Here is a 16,204-nt window from a genome sequence, read left to right as displayed (position 1 = left end):
TATCTGTTATAATACAATGCTGTTAATAGCTGTTTCCAATGCAGTATCCTGCAGGCCACTCATAGCAAAGCCTTCTGCTTTTACAAAAGCAACATCGGTGATACCAATAAAACCTAATACGGTTTTGAGGTAAGGCGCTACAAAATCCATTGCCTGTAAATCGCCACTGTACACACCACCTGTGGCTACCGCAACATATACTTTTTTACCTTTTACCAAACCTTCGGGGCCATTGGCTGTGTAACGGAAAGTAATGCCGGCACGGCAGATATGATCTATCCACGCTTTTAAAGTAGAAGAAATACCAAAGTTGTACATGGGTGCACCTATTACCAGCACATCCGCTTCCATCAGTTGCTGTATGGCTTCATTGGAATGACGGATAGCCATTTTATTTTCTTCTGAATGCTTTTCAGCTGGTGTAAAAAATGCATTCAGGTGCGACTCTTCCAGGTGTGGGAAAGGTGTTTGGGTAAGGTCTTTTACTACTACAGTAGCAGCAGGATTCGCTGCTTGCAGTTTTTCAATAATTGCGTTGGCCAGTTTGATGCTGTTAGAAGCAGCGCCACGCGGACTTGAGATAACACTCAGTACTTTCATTTCTTTCTGTATTTAACAATGTAATATTCTCTATAAACAAAATCCCCTTCAGAACAAATCATTCCTGAAGGGGATTGAATAGCCGTAGCCAGGTTCAAAAGTATACGTGTGACACTTACCTGTCAATGTACAAAACACACCAGCTGTTATACAAATCAACACTACCCCAGCTGTTGCACCAGGGTTTCAAAGGAAGGCCTTAACAGCACTTGTTCCTGCATACAGGCGTCACGCAATGCCAGTAACCCATCCCTCCTTTCCTGCTGTGCAGGTTCGGGAGCCGCATGCAAAAGCAAATCATCCAGCAGGCAACCATAGGCCCTTACTTCCAGCCGCTCTATAGCCGCCGCATGGACAGCTGCCCTGTTATACATAGTGGCTGCTCCATAGTCTACCAGCAGCACACCACCTGCTTTATCTATCAGAATATTATGTGCATATAAGTCGCCGTGCATAATACCGCGTGCATGCAAATGGGCTCCTACAGAAGCCAATGCCCTGGCCACCGCCAACATGGTATCTATGGTAAAAGCAGTGCCGGCAGCAAACGTATCACGCGTGCAGGTATCAAAATCGGGCGGGTTACCCAGGTTGGCAAACGTGGCTGGTATCAGGTTCAGCACCAATCCCTTTTTCTGATCGGGGTGATGACTAATCTGCCCCAGTACCTGCACCAGGTTAACATGTGTTCCTGCGGCCACTGTAGCATTCATTTCTTCCTGTGGTAAGCCATCGCTGGTCACCTCTCCTTTAAACAGTTTTACCGCAATTTCCCGCTGTTGTTGTATATGCTTGTGCCAGTTGCCGGTAGATACAAATCCCGATGCTCCCTCTCCCAACTGATGTGTTACTTCCAGCTCGTTCCAGTGAATCCATTCCGGTGCGGTAACAGCAGGCTGATGGCAGCACGGATTACCTGCCATAGCCAGCCACGATAAACGTGGCAATGTAAATAACCAGTCAGGCAGTGTAGCCATTTCATTGGCTGAAATACGCAGCAGTTGCAGGTTGTGGCAATAGCGCATTTCATCCGGTAAACCTGTTAACCGGTTACCTGCCAGCATGCACTTTTGCAGCCTTATACATTGGCCAATAGCGGCGGGTATTTTTTCCAGGCAATTGTTGGTTAATATCAGCCAGCGTAATTGTGGTGGGAAAGCGGCTTCGGGTATAACGGCTATTCTATTCGATTTAAATCCTACCATTTCCAGTAAGGAGCAACGCGACAACACTTCCGGAAACACTGTAAAAAGGTTATCAGAACAGAACAGGATTTTTAACTTGTGCAGCCGGTCAAAATCAGCTGGCAGGTCGGATAGGCGATTGCCTGATAAATCCAGTATCTCCAGCGTATCAGCCAGTTGAAACAATTCCTGCGGAAATTCGGTAAGTCCGCATGCCAGCTTTACCCGCTTCGCCCCGGCCAGCTCACCGGATAATAATTGTTGCAGCGTATTCATATAGGCGGCAAGATAATTATTAAACCGCCTGCCCCTCTTTTTTCCTGTTACACAAATACTTTTCCGGATAACATAAACCGGAAGTGAGATAAATACAGATTTTGCGCCCGCAAAACACTGTTTATTATCTGCGGAATATGAGTAATAATTACAAGAAAGGATGGGCACGCCATCAACAGCGCTGGTTTGGTAAATGGCACGTATACCTGGGCATTATTGCCGGTTTTATTATTGCAGTGGTAGGTATCACCGGCAGCCTGCTGGTGTTTCGCGACGAGATAGACCAGGCGCTAAACCCCACCTTGTTTAAAGTGCTGGCAGGCCAGCGCCGTATGCCTGTGGAGGAGATTATGCCCATGGTAAAACAAGCTTATCCTAAAGATACTTTCAGCTATGTGTTATTGCCCGGCAAAAACGTAACAGAACCTTATATCTTTTTCAATTACAAAAAGGAAGAACAGCTTTTTGTAAGCCCCTATACGGGCCAGCCCACCGGCAAACGTTTGTATGAAAGCAGTTTTATACATATTGTTACCGAAATACACACCTCGCTGCTGGTGCCGGTAGCAGGCAGGTATATAGTAGGTATCAGCGCTTTGATACTGCTGATATTAACTATTACCGGTTTGCGGTTATGGATCCCTAAAAAGTGGAAGCAATTGAAAACAGTGCTTACCGTAAATTTCAAAGCTTCTTTTAAACGTCAGAATTACGACTGGCATAACGTAATTGGTTTTTACACCGCTCCCTTTGTTTCCTTAATAGCGCTTACCGGCTTTTGCCTTACTTTTTCTATTGTGATCATTCCCATGCTGTTTACTTTAAGTGGCTTACCGCCACAAGGTGCTGCTAAACTATTAGGGGCTAAATCCACCTGGCAGGCCCATGCAGTAACAATGCCGCTGGATAAACTTTACCAGATAAAAGAGCAGGAACTACCAGGCAGTGAAATTGCGGGTATCGCTTTTCCTGCAGATTCTACCGGTAACTTTCGCCTGGACATTCGCGATAAAGGCCTGCCCGCCGAAGGAAAAAGAGAAATGCTGATACTGGATCAATACAGTGGTAAGGTGTTGCTGAACAGCCGGAAAGACTTTCCCCCGGTAGCAGCTGCCTATTTAAGCTGGTTACAACCTATTCACTTTGGCAACTTTGGTGGTATACCTACTAAAATACTGGCGTTGCTGGCAGGGATGGTGCCACTGGCTTTATTTATAACAGGTTTTATTATCTGGTATCCCCGCTGGAAAAAGCAAAAAAGCCGGAAAGAAAATATACAGGTGGATGCAGATGGAGAAGCTGTACAGGCAGCTCCTAAACGCGCTATCTCCTCCACAGAAGAAGCTCCGCTAAAAACGTTCCCTTACTTTGGCAAACAGTTGAAAAAAGGCCTGGTATACGCCGGTTGGTTTATGCTGATAAGTGCTATAATGGGCGCTGTTTACGGACTGTTTGCAGGCATGCCCCTGCAACCTGCTGTTTTTTCCATTGCCTTCAGCACAACCCTGGTAGTTTTAAATGGTGTAGTGGCCTTGTTATGTATGGTTGTTCAATTGTTGCTGTGGCCTTTTAAAAGAAGCAGCCGCAGCCTGAACCGTTACTTGGCATTGTCGTTAGGTTTTGTACTGGCTTTTGTACCTGTGTATTTTTTGCTACTAAACACCGGTTGGCGTCTCTTTTAAACTTTCTGCTACTGCCTTTTAAAGGCTTTGTGTGGTGGAATATACATGGAACATCTTTTGCAACCGGAGCATTGTGCACCACCTGTGTATCAATAACAGTAAGTTAATGCTGCGTTCATACACAGGTTACGTTCTCAAAGTTCCTTTGTAAAACCGTTGGCCATGAAACTGTTTCTCTTTTCCGCAAGTCTGTTACTTTGCATTACAGCCATTGCTCAAACACCTGACACTGCCCGTAATATCTTTATTATCACTACCGACGGCTTCCGTTGGCAGGAAGTGTTTAATGGTGCTGATTCCATCATCATTTCAGATAATGATTATGTGCAGGACACCGCTTTAACGCATCAGATGTACTGGGCTTCCACGCCGGAAGCCAGACGTGAAAAGCTCATGCCTTTTTTCTGGAATGTGATTGCCAGACAGGGACAGTTATATGGCAACCGTGCCTGGAACAACCAGGTAAACGTTAAAAACTTTTATAAGATATCTTACCCCGGCTATAACGAAATATTCACCGGCTATGCCGATCCGCGTTTTAATCCCAACAGCCCAATAGCTAACCGTAATATCAACGTGCTGGAATATATTAACCAGCAGGATGCCTATAAGGGGCAGGTAGTAGCATTTAGTTCCTGGAATATCATGCCTTACATTCTGAATGAAACCAGGAGCCATGTGCCTGTAAATGCAGGCTATGAAAACCTGGAGGAAGACACAGACTCCACCAACATTTTAATTAACCAGGTGCAAAACCAGGTAGCGCATAAAAACAATACACGTCACGATCTACTCACCTATGCCAGCGCGCGCGAATACATTACGCAGCATCACCCTAAAGTGGTGTTTCTGAGCCTGGGCGAAACGGATGAACATGCCCACCACGGCGAATACGATCTGTACCTGCAAAAAGCCAACGACGTGGATCATATGATAGCCAGCTTATGGTACCAGGTGCAAACAGATCCGTTTTATAAAAACAATACCACTTTTATCATTACCACCGATCATGGCAGGGGCCGTAATAATAATAACTGGAAAACACATGGCTTCTGGATCAAAGGTTCGGGCGAAACCTGGATAGCCCTGTTAGGTGCAGGCATTACCCCATCCGGTGAAATGAAAACACCCCAGCAATTATGGCAAAAGCAAATAGCTGCTACTATTGCCCAGTTAACAGGTGTATCGTTTCAAACCAGGCATAGTACTGGAAATCACCCTATTGCCACCACATTTACTAAGGAAGAAATAGCAGGTTTTACGGGTAACTGATTCTCTTGCAACCCATTATTTATATAGTAAAAACAAAAAATACATATCCCCCTGCAATACATTACCGCGTTTTTTGCCTAATGAACCGGAATACGGTAATTTTGCCATATGATTACCCCTTTAGCACATAGTGTAAAGCCTGAATACGAGCAGGATGTTGACGTGTTGACGGATGTGGAGCAACCGTGGTCGCTTGTTGTATGGAACGATGAGGTAAACACATTCGACTGGGTGATAGAAACGCTGATAGAAGTATGTGATCACAGCCAGGAACAAGCAGAGCAGTGTGCGCTGATGATTCATTTTAAGGGCAAGTATGCTGTAAAAAACGGCGACTATGATACCTTAAAGCCTATGTGCGACGCTATTACCGAAAGAGGCATTGGTGCCACTATTGAAACTGTGGCCAAGAAGTGATATTTTTAACGGATGCCTTTACACGTTTTAGATGATAAGCTCTGGTTTCCTCCCGTAGAAGAGGCTATGGACGATGGCATGGTAGCCATTGGCGGCGATTTAAGCGAGGAAAGAATATTACTGGCTTATCGCCAGGGCATTTTTCCCTGGTATGAAGGCGATGTGCCTTTATGGTGGTGCCCCGACCCACGTTTTGTATTACTTCCCCAACAACTGAACATCAGCAAAAGCATGAAAGTGCTTTTGAAACGCGATGCTTTCCGCTTTACTGTTAATACCGCATTTTCACAGGTGATACATCACTGCAAAAGCGTAACACGCGAAGACCAGTTAGGCACCTGGATTACCGACGATGTAGAATTCTCTTATAACCAGCTGCATAAGCGTGGTTATGCCCATAGCGCGGAAGCATGGCTGGGCAATGAGCTGGTAGGTGGCCTTTATGGTATCCGCATGGGTAAAGTATTTTTTGGCGAAAGCATGTTCAGCCTGGTAAGCAATGCCAGCAAATATGCTTTTATCAGCTATGTACAGCAATTGATGCAGGAAAACGTTCAGTTGATTGACTGCCAGGTATATACCAATCACCTCTCAAGCCTGGGAGCCGGCATGATGCCACGCCGGCAGTTTATCCAGGCACTGGATGCCCTTATTTAATTATTGTTTCTTTTGGGTAGCCGCCTTTACCGTATCAGCTGTATTAGCGGTTTTAACAGAACTTCCCTGGGCCACAGCATTACCGGCTGCATGCAGCCCCTGAGCTACCTTTTCTCCAAACGTAGCTCCCTGGGTTTGTTTTCCGGCTTTGGCGGTATCTGCTGCCTGCACTGCCTTACCTGTAGCTGCATAACTGGCCGAAGCAGCTCCGCCCCCTTTAGTATTATTACCTACCGAACGCACAGCCGCCGGTTTGGCAGCCGCCTGAGAAGTTTCTTTTTTTGCTGGTTGCTGAGCCACGGCCAGCAGGCCTGTAAATGACAGCAGTATAACAGAGAGTAACTTTTTCATATCGCATTTTTTAAGTGAACACGTGATTGTTATACTACTAAATCAACCTTACCGGTATTTTGTTACCGGTTTCAGCCATTATTTTTTCCCAGCCACCAGGTATCAATAAAAAGGTGGGCAGCTATTTCTAACTGCCCACCTTTTACTATTTACTGACCACTAAACTATTGTACCCCTTCCAACAGGTTGTACAATTCATTCAGTTTAGGTGTTAATATAATTTCGGTACGTCTGTTCTTCGCCCTTCCTTCCGGTGTGCCGTTAGGCTGAACCGGGTCGAACTGGCTGTGCCCGGAAGCTACCACCCTGGTGGCATCTACCTTGTACTCATTTACCAGCACACGTACAATAGAAGTCGCACGCGCAACGCTTAACGCCCAGTTATCTTCAAAACGGCCCTTGATAGGAATAGAATCGGTGTGCCCCTCAATGTTTACAGAAATATCAGGGTTTACATTCAATACCTCTGCCAGCTTAGCCAAAGCAGTTTTGCCCATTTCGTTTACTTTGGCACTACCGGATGGAAACAACAGATTTTCCTGTAAGCTCACATATACTTTACCGTTTTTAGTAGAGATGGTTAATTCGTTGGAAGTAAAGCCACCTAAAGCAACTGCCATTTTTTTGCGTAATTCGGCACTGGCTGCTTTCTGTTGATCAATTAAAGCCTGCAGTTGCGCTAACTTTCTTTGCTGCTCTTCAATTTGCTGTTTGCTTTGCTGCAATTGGCTCTTTTTCTGCTCGGCATCTGAATTAGCAGCGCTCAGCTTATTCTGCAGGTTGCTGTTTTGATTGTATAACGAGCTGTTTGTGCCTTTCAGCGAATCCAATTCGCCTTGCAGCAGGTTAATCTGGTTGGCTTGTAATGCGCTGTCGCTTTTTAGCAAACGCACCTTAATTTCAGAGTCTACTAACTTTCTTTTGGCTACACAGCTGGTAAGCATAGCAGCGGTGGCTATAGCTATAAATGCTGTTGTTACTGTTTGTTTCATCATGTTGGTTTTTCAATTCGGATGTATTACAAATAAGAGTCGCCAGCCAGAATGCAAAAGCAATGCCTTAATTACATTCGGGCTGGCTAACTACCATTTATCTAGAATAATTCCGTTTGTCCATTATCTTCTCCCGGTTTAACTTTCCTTTCCCACTCCATAGTAACACTCTTGTTATAATCAGCCAGCTTGTTACCAGCAGCTTTCCAACCCATCACTTCCACAAAATCGGCCACCTTCATTTTCTGTGTGCGTTGTTGCGTACCTCTGCCGGTGGTCAATATTAAAATAGGTTTGGCATCGGTAGTGATGGCTTCTACTTTATTGCCCTCTCCTTCTTTAATAAACATAAACTTATTGTTTATCGTGGTGGTTTCAATTTTAAACCGTTTCACGTTAAACTGTAGTTTATCATTATCCAGGTAAACAGCGGTTACTATCTTCTCCGGATCAAACCTTTCTATCATCTTCACTTTCTCGGCATCAAAACGGCGTGTCATTTCTGCATCTGCTATTTCATAGTTGCCATCTTCATACATCACCAGCACTTTCTCATCGCTATCAAAACTACCCAGGTAAATACCTTTTTCTTCCATGTTCAAACGACCAAACTGATCATCGAACCACAATTTTTTACCGGCCAGGGTTGACTTACCTGCTTCCTTCAATTTAATAGAACGGATAGAATACTTGGTAACCTGGTTGCCCATAGAGTTACGGTTTTTAATTTCCAGTTCTTCAAAGTGGAAGTCAAGCTCCTTGGTACGTGCGCTGGCACTGGGGCTTAACAACACTTTTACCACTTCCGCCTCCCCATTGGGGTTGGCGGTAAAGTATAACACCTTCGATTTATCCGAACCTTTGGTTAAGTCGTATTCTTTATCGCGGGTAATACCTGTTACATTAAAGCGTTTGGCATAAGCAACGCTGGTAGCGCCATCGGCATAGATCATATTATAGGTCATGCGCTCATCGCTCTTCTGGAAAATAGCAGCATGAATAATATCTTTTCCTATAAATACCTTGTCAGCGACACGCACAATTTTCATAATACCTCTGCGCGTAAATACAATGATATCATCCAGGTCGGTACACTCGCACAGTAACTCTTCTTTCTTCAAACCACTGCCTATAAAGCCTTCTGCACGGTTAATGTAAAGTTTGGTATTGGCAATAGCTACATTTTTAGCCTGAATGGTATCAAACAGTTTCATTTCAGTTCTGCGGCCACGGTCTTTACCATACTTTTTCAGCAGGTTTTCAAAGTAAGCCACCGCATAATCCACCAGGTTTTCCAGGTCGTGTTTTACCTGCTTTATCTCGGCATCAATACCTTTAATCTGGGTAATAAGGTCGTTAATATCCAGCTTGTAAATACGTCGTACCGGCTTCTCGGTCAGCTTCAGAATATCTTCGCGGGTTACATCGCGCTTCAGTTGCTTTTTAAACGGACCAAATGCCACATCAATCGCTTCTATTACTTTATCCCAGGTAGCATATCCTTTTTCCAGCTCTTTGTATATCTTCTCTTCAAAGAATATTTTTTCTAATGAAGTATAGTGCCATTTTTCTTCTAACTCGGCCAGCTTAATTTCCAGCTCTTTCTTCAACAGATCTTTGGTATGATCGGCCGAATAACTTAACAGCTCTTTTACACCTAAGAACCTGGGGCGGTCTTCCACAATTACGCAGGCGTTAGGAGAAATGCTTACCTCACAATCAGTAAAAGCATATAAGGCATCTATAGTAATATCCGGAGAAATACCAGCCGACAACTCCACCAGAATTTCTACTTCTTTCGCAGTTTCGTCCGTTACCTTTTTAATTTTTATTTTTCCCTGGTCGTTGGCCTTTACAATAGAGTCCATCAGCGAAGAAGTAGTTACGCCATAAGGCACACTTCTTATTACCAGTGTTTTCTTATCCAGCTCTTCAATTACAGCGCGTACACGCACTTTACCGCCACGCTTGCCTTCGTTGTAGTTGGTAGCGTCCAGCATACCACCGGTAAGAAAGTCGGGATATAAATCAAACTTTTTGCCTTTCAGGTATTTGATAGCAGCATCACACACCTCGCAAAAGTTATGGGGTAGTATTTTTGTAGATAAACCTACCGCAATACCATCAGCTCCCTGCGTTAACAGCAACGGAAACTTCATAGGCAGCGTTACAGGCTCTTGCTTACGGCCATCATAACTTACCTGCCAATCGGTGGTTTTAGGGTTAAACGCAACCTCCAAAGCAAACTTGGATAAGCGTGCTTCTATATAACGGGCAGCCGCTGCATCATCACCTGTGCGCACATCCCCCCAGTTACCCTGGGTTTCTACCAGCAGATCTTTCTGGCCCATGTTTACCAAAGCCTCGCCAATACTGGCGTCGCCATGCGGGTGATACTGCATGCTTTGCCCGATAATATTGGCCACCTTGTTAAACCTGCCATCGTCCATTTCCTTCATCGAGTGCAGTATGCGGCGCTGTACGGGTTTTAAACCGTCTTCAATAGCCGGTACGGCACGTTCCAGAATTACATAGGAAGCATAATCCAGAAACCAGGTTTTATACTGCCCCAGTACACCCGAGTCGTTCGTTAAATCAATCTGCTTAATATTCTCCTTAGCCATCTTTGTTTATTTCAGGTCAGTGTGTTCATATAATTCCAACGGCTGGCCGTTAGGATCGTTAAAGAATGTAAATTTTTTACCGGTATACTCATCCACCCGCACATCCTGTACCTCTACTCCTTTGCTGCGCAGGTAAGTGATCCATGCTGCCACATCTTCTACCTTAAAAGCCAGGTGACGTAACCCTGCTGCTTCGGGGTACGATCCCCTGGGCCTGTAATCAGGAAAGCTAAACAGCTCTATCTGGTACAAGCCATCCAGCGCCAGGTCCAGCTTATACGAATCTCTTTCGGCACGGTATACTTCCTGCATTACCTCAAAACCAAGTATCTCTGTATAAAACTGCTTGCTTACTGCGTAGTCTTCCGCAATAATAGCAATATGGTGTATGCCTTTTAGTTTCATGTTACTGCGCGGGTTCTTCTGCAGGCTGCTCTTCACTACTGGTAGCCATACCTGCGGGTTTAACAACAATATCTTTCCAGCCTTTTGCCCAGTCGCCGGTAACATCCAGCTTACCTTCTGCCACCAACTGGCGAATACGCCATACCAGGAAGGCATCACCGGTTTTCAGCTTCATTTTGCTTAAAGTATTACTGATTACTTTATTCAATTTTCCGGCCTCGCTGCCTACTGCTGTGAGTATATCCTTATCGTAAAAAGTTACTTCTTTACTTACTATCTTTTTGCCACCTTCCAGAATACGCACCCCTGCACTTTCATTGCACAGCTTCTTCCACTCATCCGGATCAACTTCAAACTCACTTAAAGTAATAGGACGTGCCAGGCGTTTGGCTTTTAAAAACTCTTTGGGTTGTATTTCAAACAGGTTTACCGGGTAAAAGATGCCGCCTTTTTCGTTGATGAAAGGCAGGTTGTTCATATACAACACCTGTACCCTTCCCTGGAAATCTTTCAGCTGGCTCATTAACCAGTAATAGCCACACACATCGTGCTGGTTTTGTCCCATCCAAACCCAGATAACCGCTTCCTCTTCTTCCCGGTACACTTTAGGCTCTTCGCCTTCAGCCGCCTGGAATGTATAAATGCCTTCTTTCAGATATTTAGCCAACTGGTGTACTGTCCAGCGGTCATCTGTCATATTAAAATCTGCCAGGTAAGGCGAATATTCCAACACCTCTTCCCACCAGGCTTTTCTTTCCTGAAAGCCTTCCGCTTCATATACTTTGCCCAGTGGACCTACCGCAAAATCATCCCTTATCTGCAATACAAGTCCGGCCATTTTTGCATCCAGCTCAATAGCTTTTTCTAATACAGCTATATCAGCCTCCTGAAAAACAACGTGTATCATTACGGTTGTGTATTTAATTTTTTACCCAGAATAATTAACGATCTGTATTCACCATCCAGCAACGCTATACCCGGCATATTGGCCCACTGCGAAAAACCTGCCCATTCAAACAGCTTCATACTGGGAATATTATGTGCAAACACAAATCCCAGCAGATTTTCAATACCTAATGCAGCACTATGCGCAATCGCTTCCTGTAACACTATCTTCCCCAGCCCGCGTCCGCGTGTGCTTTCATGCAGGTAAATGCTTATTTCAGCCGTGATATCGTAAGCAGGCCTGCCATAAAACTTTTGCAGGCTTACCCAACCTACCGGTTGCCCATCTGCTTCCACAATCCACAAGGGATGCTTTTCGTCATGTGCTTCAAACCAGGGTAAACGGCTTTCTACCGATACCTCATCTGTATCGGCAGTTACCATGCGGCCGGCTACAATAGAATTATATACCGCTACCACCCATGGCAAATCTGTTAATGCTGCATATCTGAATACCGGTTTCATACATTATTCTCCCGCTGTTGCAATAGCTGCGGCAGCACTTTCTTCAATCAAATCTAATTCTACCCGCAGGTTATTAATAATAAACTCCTGGCGATCCATGGTGTTTTTACCCATGTAATATTCCAGTAATTGCTGAATATGATCGCCCTGCTCCAGAATTACCGGTTGCAGGCGCATATCGGCGCTGATAAAGCGCTCAAACTCTTCCGGAGAAATTTCACCCAGCCCTTTAAAGCGGGTAATTTCCGGCTTACCACCCAGCTTTTTAATCGCTGCCTGCTTTTCTGTTTCGTCGTAGCAGTAATGTGTATGTTGCTTGTTACGCACCCGGAACAACGGCGTTTCCAGAATGTATACGTGTCCTCTCTTCACCAGATCGGGGAAAAACTGCAGGAAGAAAGTCATCATTAACAGGCGAATGTGCATACCATCCACATCGGCATCGGTAGCAATTACCACCCTGTTATAACGTAAGCCTTCCAGGCCGTCTTCAATATTTAAAGCGTGCTGTAACAGGTTAAACTCTTCGTTTTCGTACACCACTTTTTTGGTAAGACCATAACAGTTTAACGGCTTACCGCGTAAGCTAAACACTGCCTGTGTTTCTACCTGGCGCGCCTTGGTGATAGAACCACTGGCACTATCCCCTTCCGTAATAAACACCGTAGTGCCCTTCTGTTTTTCCAGAACGGCTTCTTTGTCTTTACCCGTAGGCTCATCATTATAATGGAAACGGCAATCGCGTAACTTTTTGTTATGCAGGTTTGCTTTTTTGGCGCGCTCGTTAGCCAGCTTACGAATACCACTCAGCTCTTTGCGCTCTTTCTCACTTTGCTCAATACGCTTTTTCAGCGCATCGGCCACCTGTTGGTTACGGTGTAAAAAGTTATCCAGGTCTTTAGCCAGGAAGTCGCCTATAAAGTTTTTCATGCTTGGCCCACCTTCAAACACATACTGGCTACCCAGTTTGGTTTTGGTCTGGCTTTCAAACACCGGCTCCTGCACCCTTACACTAACAGCAGCGACTATGCTCTGGCGTATATCTGCTGCATCGTAATCTTTTTTGTAAAATTCACGGATGGTTTTTACAAACCCTTCGCGAAAAGCCTGCTGGTGTGTACCACCCTGGGTTGTATACTGTCCGTTTACAAACGAGAAAATATCTTCACCGTAATCATTATTGTGCGTAAGTGAAATTTCAATATCCTCCCCTTTCAGGTGAATAATGGGGTAACGCAGCTCGTCTTCATTGGTTTTGCGTTGCAACAAGTCCAATAAACCATTGCGGCTTACATATTTTTTACCATTGAAATTAATAATCAGTCCTGCGTTCAGGTAACAATAGTTCCACAGCAGGTTATCCAGGTATTCATGTATATAATGGTAGTTACGGAAAATGGTGTCATCCGCAATAAAGCTTACCAACGTTCCATTGGCTTCGTCCGTGCTTACCTCTTTATGCTCTTTCAGTAAGTTGCCTTTTTCAAATTCGGCTACTTTCAGTTTGCCATCACGCACGCTCTGCACTTTAAAATAACTGCTCAACGCGTTCACCGCTTTGGTACCCACACCGTTCAAACCCACACTTTTCTGGAACGCCTTACTGTCGTATTTAGCTCCGGTGTTGATTTTACTAACCACATCTACCAGTTTCCCCAAAGGAATACCCCGGCCATAGTCGCGTATGGTTACCGTTCTTTCTTCAATAAACAGATCAATGTGTTTACCATGACCCATGGTGTGTTCATCAATACAGTTATCCATCACCTCTTTCACCAACACATAAATACCATCATCAGGTGCAGCACCATCTCCCAGTTTACCAATATACATACCGGGGCGCAGCCTGATATGTTCCTTCCAGTCTAAGCTCCGGATACTATCTTCCGTATATTCTGCCTGTTTCTTTTGAGGTTCTGCCATACTACCTTTTTTTATCATTCATCAGTTAAACCCGGCCCTGTACATCCCGGTCAAACCAGCAACTAACTTTTTTAGCAATAGGTGTTGCCGGGCAAATATAGGGGTAAAATGCAAATAGCGCAAAGCGGCAGGACTTTTGTACATGGTGTGAATAAAAATCGTTCCCTTTATTATTTGCTTACAGGGTACCCTTAAAAGGAGTTTATGTTTAAGTTATGGCAGCAATGGCATCAGACGAAAAATACAGTACAGCAAAGAATTTTATAGCCGAACTGGCAGGCATTTTAACAATTATACCCCTTGCCCCGTTCATTTGTCGCTATATACCACCGGTAATGATAGGTCAATGGAATTTTGACCTGGTGGCTGCTGTTTTAATTGCCATAGCCGTGGTAAGGGTAATTTTATGGCTGGTAAAACCCCTGATTATTCCTGCATTCCTGGTAGTGCTGGCCGTTTTAACCTATAATCAGGTGAATGACAAATATGCCTTTCCCGAAATTATAAACGATTATAAAACATTGGCTTATCAAAACTGGATGATCCGGGAAGAGAAGCAACCCGACGGTTTAAGCATCAATCCCCGCTCGTTTGGTAACCCATTAAATAAAACCTCCCAGCTGATTAAAGCCCGGGTTACCACTACCGACTCGGTAGTGCGCAATTTTGCCGTCAAACATTCCCTGGAATCGTTTGACGACTACGAAACGAAGTACGGCATGCTTACACGCTATTTATCTGTATTTCAATACATTAACACACGATTTAAATACGTGCCCGATTCGCAGCGGGATGAATATTTTGCCACCCCACGCGAAACCATTTTGAACGGAATGGGGGGAGATTGTGACGATCACGCTATTTTAATGGCCAGCTGTTTGATGAGCATTGGCGCCCGTTGCCGCCTGGTAATTATTCGAGGCCATATGTATCCCGAGCTGTTTTGTGGCGATAAAGCCGGATATGATCTTATGCAACAAGCTGTTATTCAATTCTTTGATAAAGAACAGATTGACAAAATCTACTACCACGAACATGATAACGAATATTGGATTAACCTGGATTATACCGCACGCCACCCTGGCGGCCGCTATTTGAATGATGACGTGCGTATGGTGATTGATTTGTAAACCTGTTACCGGGCAAAATTAAGCTACCTTTGCCCGGTGAAACTTACCCACCAACTGAATGTTATTGAACAGGCAGGAACTGAAAAAGAAGCGGAAAACTATCAGTTCAGGCAGTTTTTGTATCAGCAAAACAGCGCAGATATAGATGTTATTGTGCACGAACTGGATGCAGCCATTACCCCACAGGTAGATTGCACCGCTTGTGGCAATTGCTGCCAAAGCCTGATGATAAACGTAACTCCGGTCGAAAATGAACGGCTGGCGTCGCATTTGCAAATGCCGGTGGCGGAGTTTACACAACAATATATTGAAACCAGCCTGCAGGGCGATATGATTGTGAATACCATTCCCTGCCATTTTTTACAGAACAAATGCTGTACGGTGTATGAATACCGTTTCCAGGAATGCCGCACTTTTCCCGGCCTGCATCTGCCCGACTTTACAGGAAGATTGTTTTCCACCTTCATGCACTATGGCAGATGCCCTATTATTTACAATGTAACGGAACAGCTTAAACAGCGTCTTCAATGGCAATACCAGCCTGCTGATACAGATTCCTGATCACCACACTGGCCACCATGCAACCAAATATAGCCGGCATATAACTAATAGTGCCTATCAACGATTTTTTAGGAAAAGCCTTTTCGGTTACAATCACTTTGTCTGTGTCTATTTCTTCTGCACTGAACACTACCGTAATACCTTTATAAATGCCATGTTCATGTAAGCGCTTACGCACATATTTGGCCAGTTTACAATCGTGCGATTCGCTGATATCGGCAATTTCAGCCTTGGAAGGATCTACTTTTCCACCTGCCCCCATGGAGCTTACCACCGGCACTCCATTTTCTACACAAGCTTTAATGAAAGCTACTTTAGGACCTAAAGTATCAATGCAATCCACTGCGTAATCAAATTTATGACGGGTTACCAGTGCTTCCATCTGGGTGTCTTCCTGGTAAGCAGGTATAATTTCCAGTTGTAAAGCAGGGTTTATATCCTGTAACCGTTGCGCCATTACTTCGGCTTTTAGTTTGCCAGCTGTACTGTGTAATGCAGGAATTTGCCTGTTACCGTTACTCAGGTCTACCACATCACCATCCACTATGGTCATTTTACCAACACCGGCCCTGGCAATCATTTCGGCGCAAATGCCTCCTACGCCCCCCAGGCCTGCCACCAGCACATGACTGTTCATTAGTTGCGTTACTTTTTCATCACCCAGCAATAATTGCATGCGGCTTAACCAGTAAGGTATCATAGTATTTTTAATTATAAAAT

The 16,204-nt window shown here is 44.6% G+C and carries 16 protein-coding genes; 6 read left to right on the top strand and 10 right to left on the bottom strand.

Going from position 1 to position 16,204, the window contains the following annotated elements:
* Window positions 1-6: 6 nt before the first annotated feature.
* Both FLA_RS04010 and FLA_RS04005 read right to left on the bottom strand, forming a co-directional pair.
* Window positions 7-600 (bottom strand): FMN-dependent NADH-azoreductase, encoded by a 594-nt coding sequence (locus tag FLA_RS04010; protein ID WP_076382939.1) that lies wholly within the window; start codon window positions 598-600, stop codon window positions 7-9.
* A gap of 161 nt (window positions 601-761) precedes the next feature.
* A complete protein-coding gene (locus FLA_RS04005) occupies window positions 762-2,060 on the bottom strand; it encodes a leucine-rich repeat-containing protein kinase family protein (RefSeq protein ID WP_076382941.1) in 1,299 nt (432 codons plus the stop codon).
* A 137-nt stretch (window positions 2,061-2,197) separates the two neighbouring features.
* Here FLA_RS04005 and FLA_RS04000 point away from each other — a divergent pair, with 137 nt between their 5' ends.
* The 4 genes from FLA_RS04000 to aat all read left to right on the top strand — a co-directional run bounded on the left by FLA_RS04000 (window position 2,198) and on the right by aat (window position 6,088).
* Complete coding sequence (locus FLA_RS04000; protein WP_076382943.1) at window positions 2,198-3,742, top strand: PepSY-associated TM helix domain-containing protein; 1,545 nt, start codon at window positions 2,198-2,200, stop codon at window positions 3,740-3,742.
* Between the two features lie 162 nt (window positions 3,743-3,904).
* Complete coding sequence (locus tag FLA_RS03995; RefSeq protein WP_076382945.1) at window positions 3,905-5,014, top strand: alkaline phosphatase family protein; 1,110 nt, start codon at window positions 3,905-3,907, stop codon at window positions 5,012-5,014.
* A gap of 108 nt (window positions 5,015-5,122) precedes the next feature.
* Window positions 5,123-5,431 carry an ATP-dependent Clp protease adaptor ClpS gene (locus FLA_RS03990; protein WP_076382947.1) on the top strand — a complete coding sequence of 103 codons (309 nt, stop codon included), beginning with the start codon at window positions 5,123-5,125 and terminating at the stop codon, window positions 5,429-5,431.
* Window positions 5,432-5,443: 12 nt separating this feature from the next.
* A complete protein-coding gene (aat, locus tag FLA_RS03985; RefSeq protein ID WP_076382949.1) occupies window positions 5,444-6,088 on the top strand; it encodes a leucyl/phenylalanyl-tRNA--protein transferase in 645 nt (214 codons plus the stop codon).
* Here aat and FLA_RS03980 read toward each other — a convergent pair whose 3' ends face one another.
* The 7 genes from FLA_RS03980 to FLA_RS03950 form a co-directional block, all read right to left on the bottom strand.
* Entirely contained in the window at window positions 6,089-6,439 is a 351-nt protein-coding gene (locus FLA_RS03980; protein ID WP_096510716.1) for a hypothetical protein, read from the bottom strand.
* A gap of 164 nt (window positions 6,440-6,603) precedes the next feature.
* Window positions 6,604-7,434 carry an OmpA/MotB family protein gene (locus FLA_RS03975; protein WP_096510714.1) on the bottom strand — a complete coding sequence of 277 codons (831 nt, stop codon included), beginning with the start codon at window positions 7,432-7,434 and terminating at the stop codon, window positions 6,604-6,606.
* Window positions 7,435-7,532: 98 nt separating this feature from the next.
* Entirely contained in the window at window positions 7,533-10,055 is a 2,523-nt protein-coding gene (locus FLA_RS03970; protein WP_076382953.1) for a DNA gyrase/topoisomerase IV subunit A, read from the bottom strand.
* A 6-nt stretch (window positions 10,056-10,061) separates the two neighbouring features.
* The gene (gene gloA2, locus FLA_RS03965) at window positions 10,062-10,460 is read right to left on the bottom strand and encodes an SMU1112c/YaeR family gloxylase I-like metalloprotein (protein ID WP_076382956.1); all 399 of its coding nucleotides are present in this window, start codon (window positions 10,458-10,460) and stop codon (window positions 10,062-10,064) included.
* A gap of 1 nt (window position 10,461) precedes the next feature.
* Window positions 10,462-11,367, bottom strand: a complete 906-nt coding sequence (locus FLA_RS03960; RefSeq protein WP_076382958.1) for a DUF1835 domain-containing protein — start codon at window positions 11,365-11,367, stop codon at window positions 10,462-10,464.
* On the bottom strand, window positions 11,367-11,870 hold the full coding sequence (locus FLA_RS03955; protein WP_076382960.1) for a GNAT family N-acetyltransferase: 504 nt from the start codon (window positions 11,868-11,870) through the stop codon (window positions 11,367-11,369). Before FLA_RS03955 ends, FLA_RS03960 begins: the two co-directional genes overlap by 1 nt.
* A 3-nt stretch (window positions 11,871-11,873) precedes the next feature.
* Window positions 11,874-13,793: a DNA topoisomerase IV subunit B gene (locus tag FLA_RS03950; RefSeq protein WP_076382962.1), complete on the bottom strand. Its 1,920-nt coding sequence runs from the start codon at window positions 13,791-13,793 to the stop codon at window positions 11,874-11,876.
* Window positions 13,794-14,008: 215 nt separating this feature from the next.
* Here FLA_RS03950 and FLA_RS03945 point away from each other — a divergent pair, with 215 nt between their 5' ends.
* Window positions 14,009-14,923, top strand: a complete 915-nt coding sequence (locus FLA_RS03945; protein ID WP_231940387.1) for a transglutaminase domain-containing protein — start codon at window positions 14,009-14,011, stop codon at window positions 14,921-14,923.
* Between the two features lie 36 nt (window positions 14,924-14,959).
* Window positions 14,960-15,484: a YkgJ family cysteine cluster protein gene (locus tag FLA_RS03940; protein ID WP_076382964.1), complete on the top strand. Its 525-nt coding sequence runs from the start codon at window positions 14,960-14,962 to the stop codon at window positions 15,482-15,484.
* Here FLA_RS03940 and FLA_RS03935 read toward each other — a convergent pair.
* Entirely contained in the window at window positions 15,435-16,184 is a 750-nt protein-coding gene (locus FLA_RS03935; protein WP_076382966.1) for a tRNA threonylcarbamoyladenosine dehydratase, read from the bottom strand. The two genes, FLA_RS03940 and FLA_RS03935, sit on opposite strands and share 50 nt — an antisense overlap.
* Between the last annotated feature and the right edge of the window lie 20 nt (window positions 16,185-16,204).

It is taken from the genome of Filimonas lacunae (genome assembly GCF_002355595.1).
GTDB lineage: Bacteria > Bacteroidota > Bacteroidia > Chitinophagales > Chitinophagaceae > Filimonas > Filimonas lacunae.
Note: the sequence above shows the minus strand (reverse complement) of the source record. Positions and strands in the feature narration are given on the sequence as shown.

What these genes read in the sequence shown, in the direction of transcription:
- aat (WP_076382949.1), top strand. Translation starts at nt 5,444, where the DNA reads ATGCCTTTACACGTTTTAGATGATAAGCTCTGGTTTCCTCCCGTAGAA.
- FLA_RS03980 (WP_096510716.1), bottom strand. Translation starts at nt 6,439, where the DNA reads ATGAAAAAGTTACTCTCTGTTATACTGCTGTCATTTACAGGCCTGCTG.
- FLA_RS04010 (WP_076382939.1), bottom strand. Translation starts at nt 600, where the DNA reads ATGAAAGTACTGAGTGTTATCTCAAGTCCGCGTGGCGCTGCTTCTAAC.
- FLA_RS03955 (WP_076382960.1), bottom strand. Translation starts at nt 11,870, where the DNA reads ATGAAACCGGTATTCAGATATGCAGCATTAACAGATTTGCCATGGGTG.
- FLA_RS03990 (WP_076382947.1), top strand. Translation starts at nt 5,123, where the DNA reads ATGATTACCCCTTTAGCACATAGTGTAAAGCCTGAATACGAGCAGGAT.
- FLA_RS03945 (WP_231940387.1), top strand. Translation starts at nt 14,009, where the DNA reads ATGGCAGCAATGGCATCAGACGAAAAATACAGTACAGCAAAGAATTTT.
- FLA_RS03970 (WP_076382953.1), bottom strand. Translation starts at nt 10,055, where the DNA reads ATGGCTAAGGAGAATATTAAGCAGATTGATTTAACGAACGACTCGGGT.
- gloA2 (WP_076382956.1), bottom strand. Translation starts at nt 10,460, where the DNA reads ATGAAACTAAAAGGCATACACCATATTGCTATTATTGCGGAAGACTAC.
- FLA_RS03960 (WP_076382958.1), bottom strand. Translation starts at nt 11,367, where the DNA reads ATGATACACGTTGTTTTTCAGGAGGCTGATATAGCTGTATTAGAAAAA.
- FLA_RS04005 (WP_076382941.1), bottom strand. Translation starts at nt 2,060, where the DNA reads ATGAATACGCTGCAACAATTATTATCCGGTGAGCTGGCCGGGGCGAAG.
- FLA_RS03995 (WP_076382945.1), top strand. Translation starts at nt 3,905, where the DNA reads ATGAAACTGTTTCTCTTTTCCGCAAGTCTGTTACTTTGCATTACAGCC.
- FLA_RS03935 (WP_076382966.1), bottom strand. Translation starts at nt 16,184, where the DNA reads ATGATACCTTACTGGTTAAGCCGCATGCAATTATTGCTGGGTGATGAA.
- FLA_RS03975 (WP_096510714.1), bottom strand. Translation starts at nt 7,434, where the DNA reads ATGATGAAACAAACAGTAACAACAGCATTTATAGCTATAGCCACCGCT.
- FLA_RS04000 (WP_076382943.1), top strand. Translation starts at nt 2,198, where the DNA reads ATGAGTAATAATTACAAGAAAGGATGGGCACGCCATCAACAGCGCTGG.
- FLA_RS03950 (WP_076382962.1), bottom strand. Translation starts at nt 13,793, where the DNA reads ATGGCAGAACCTCAAAAGAAACAGGCAGAATATACGGAAGATAGTATC.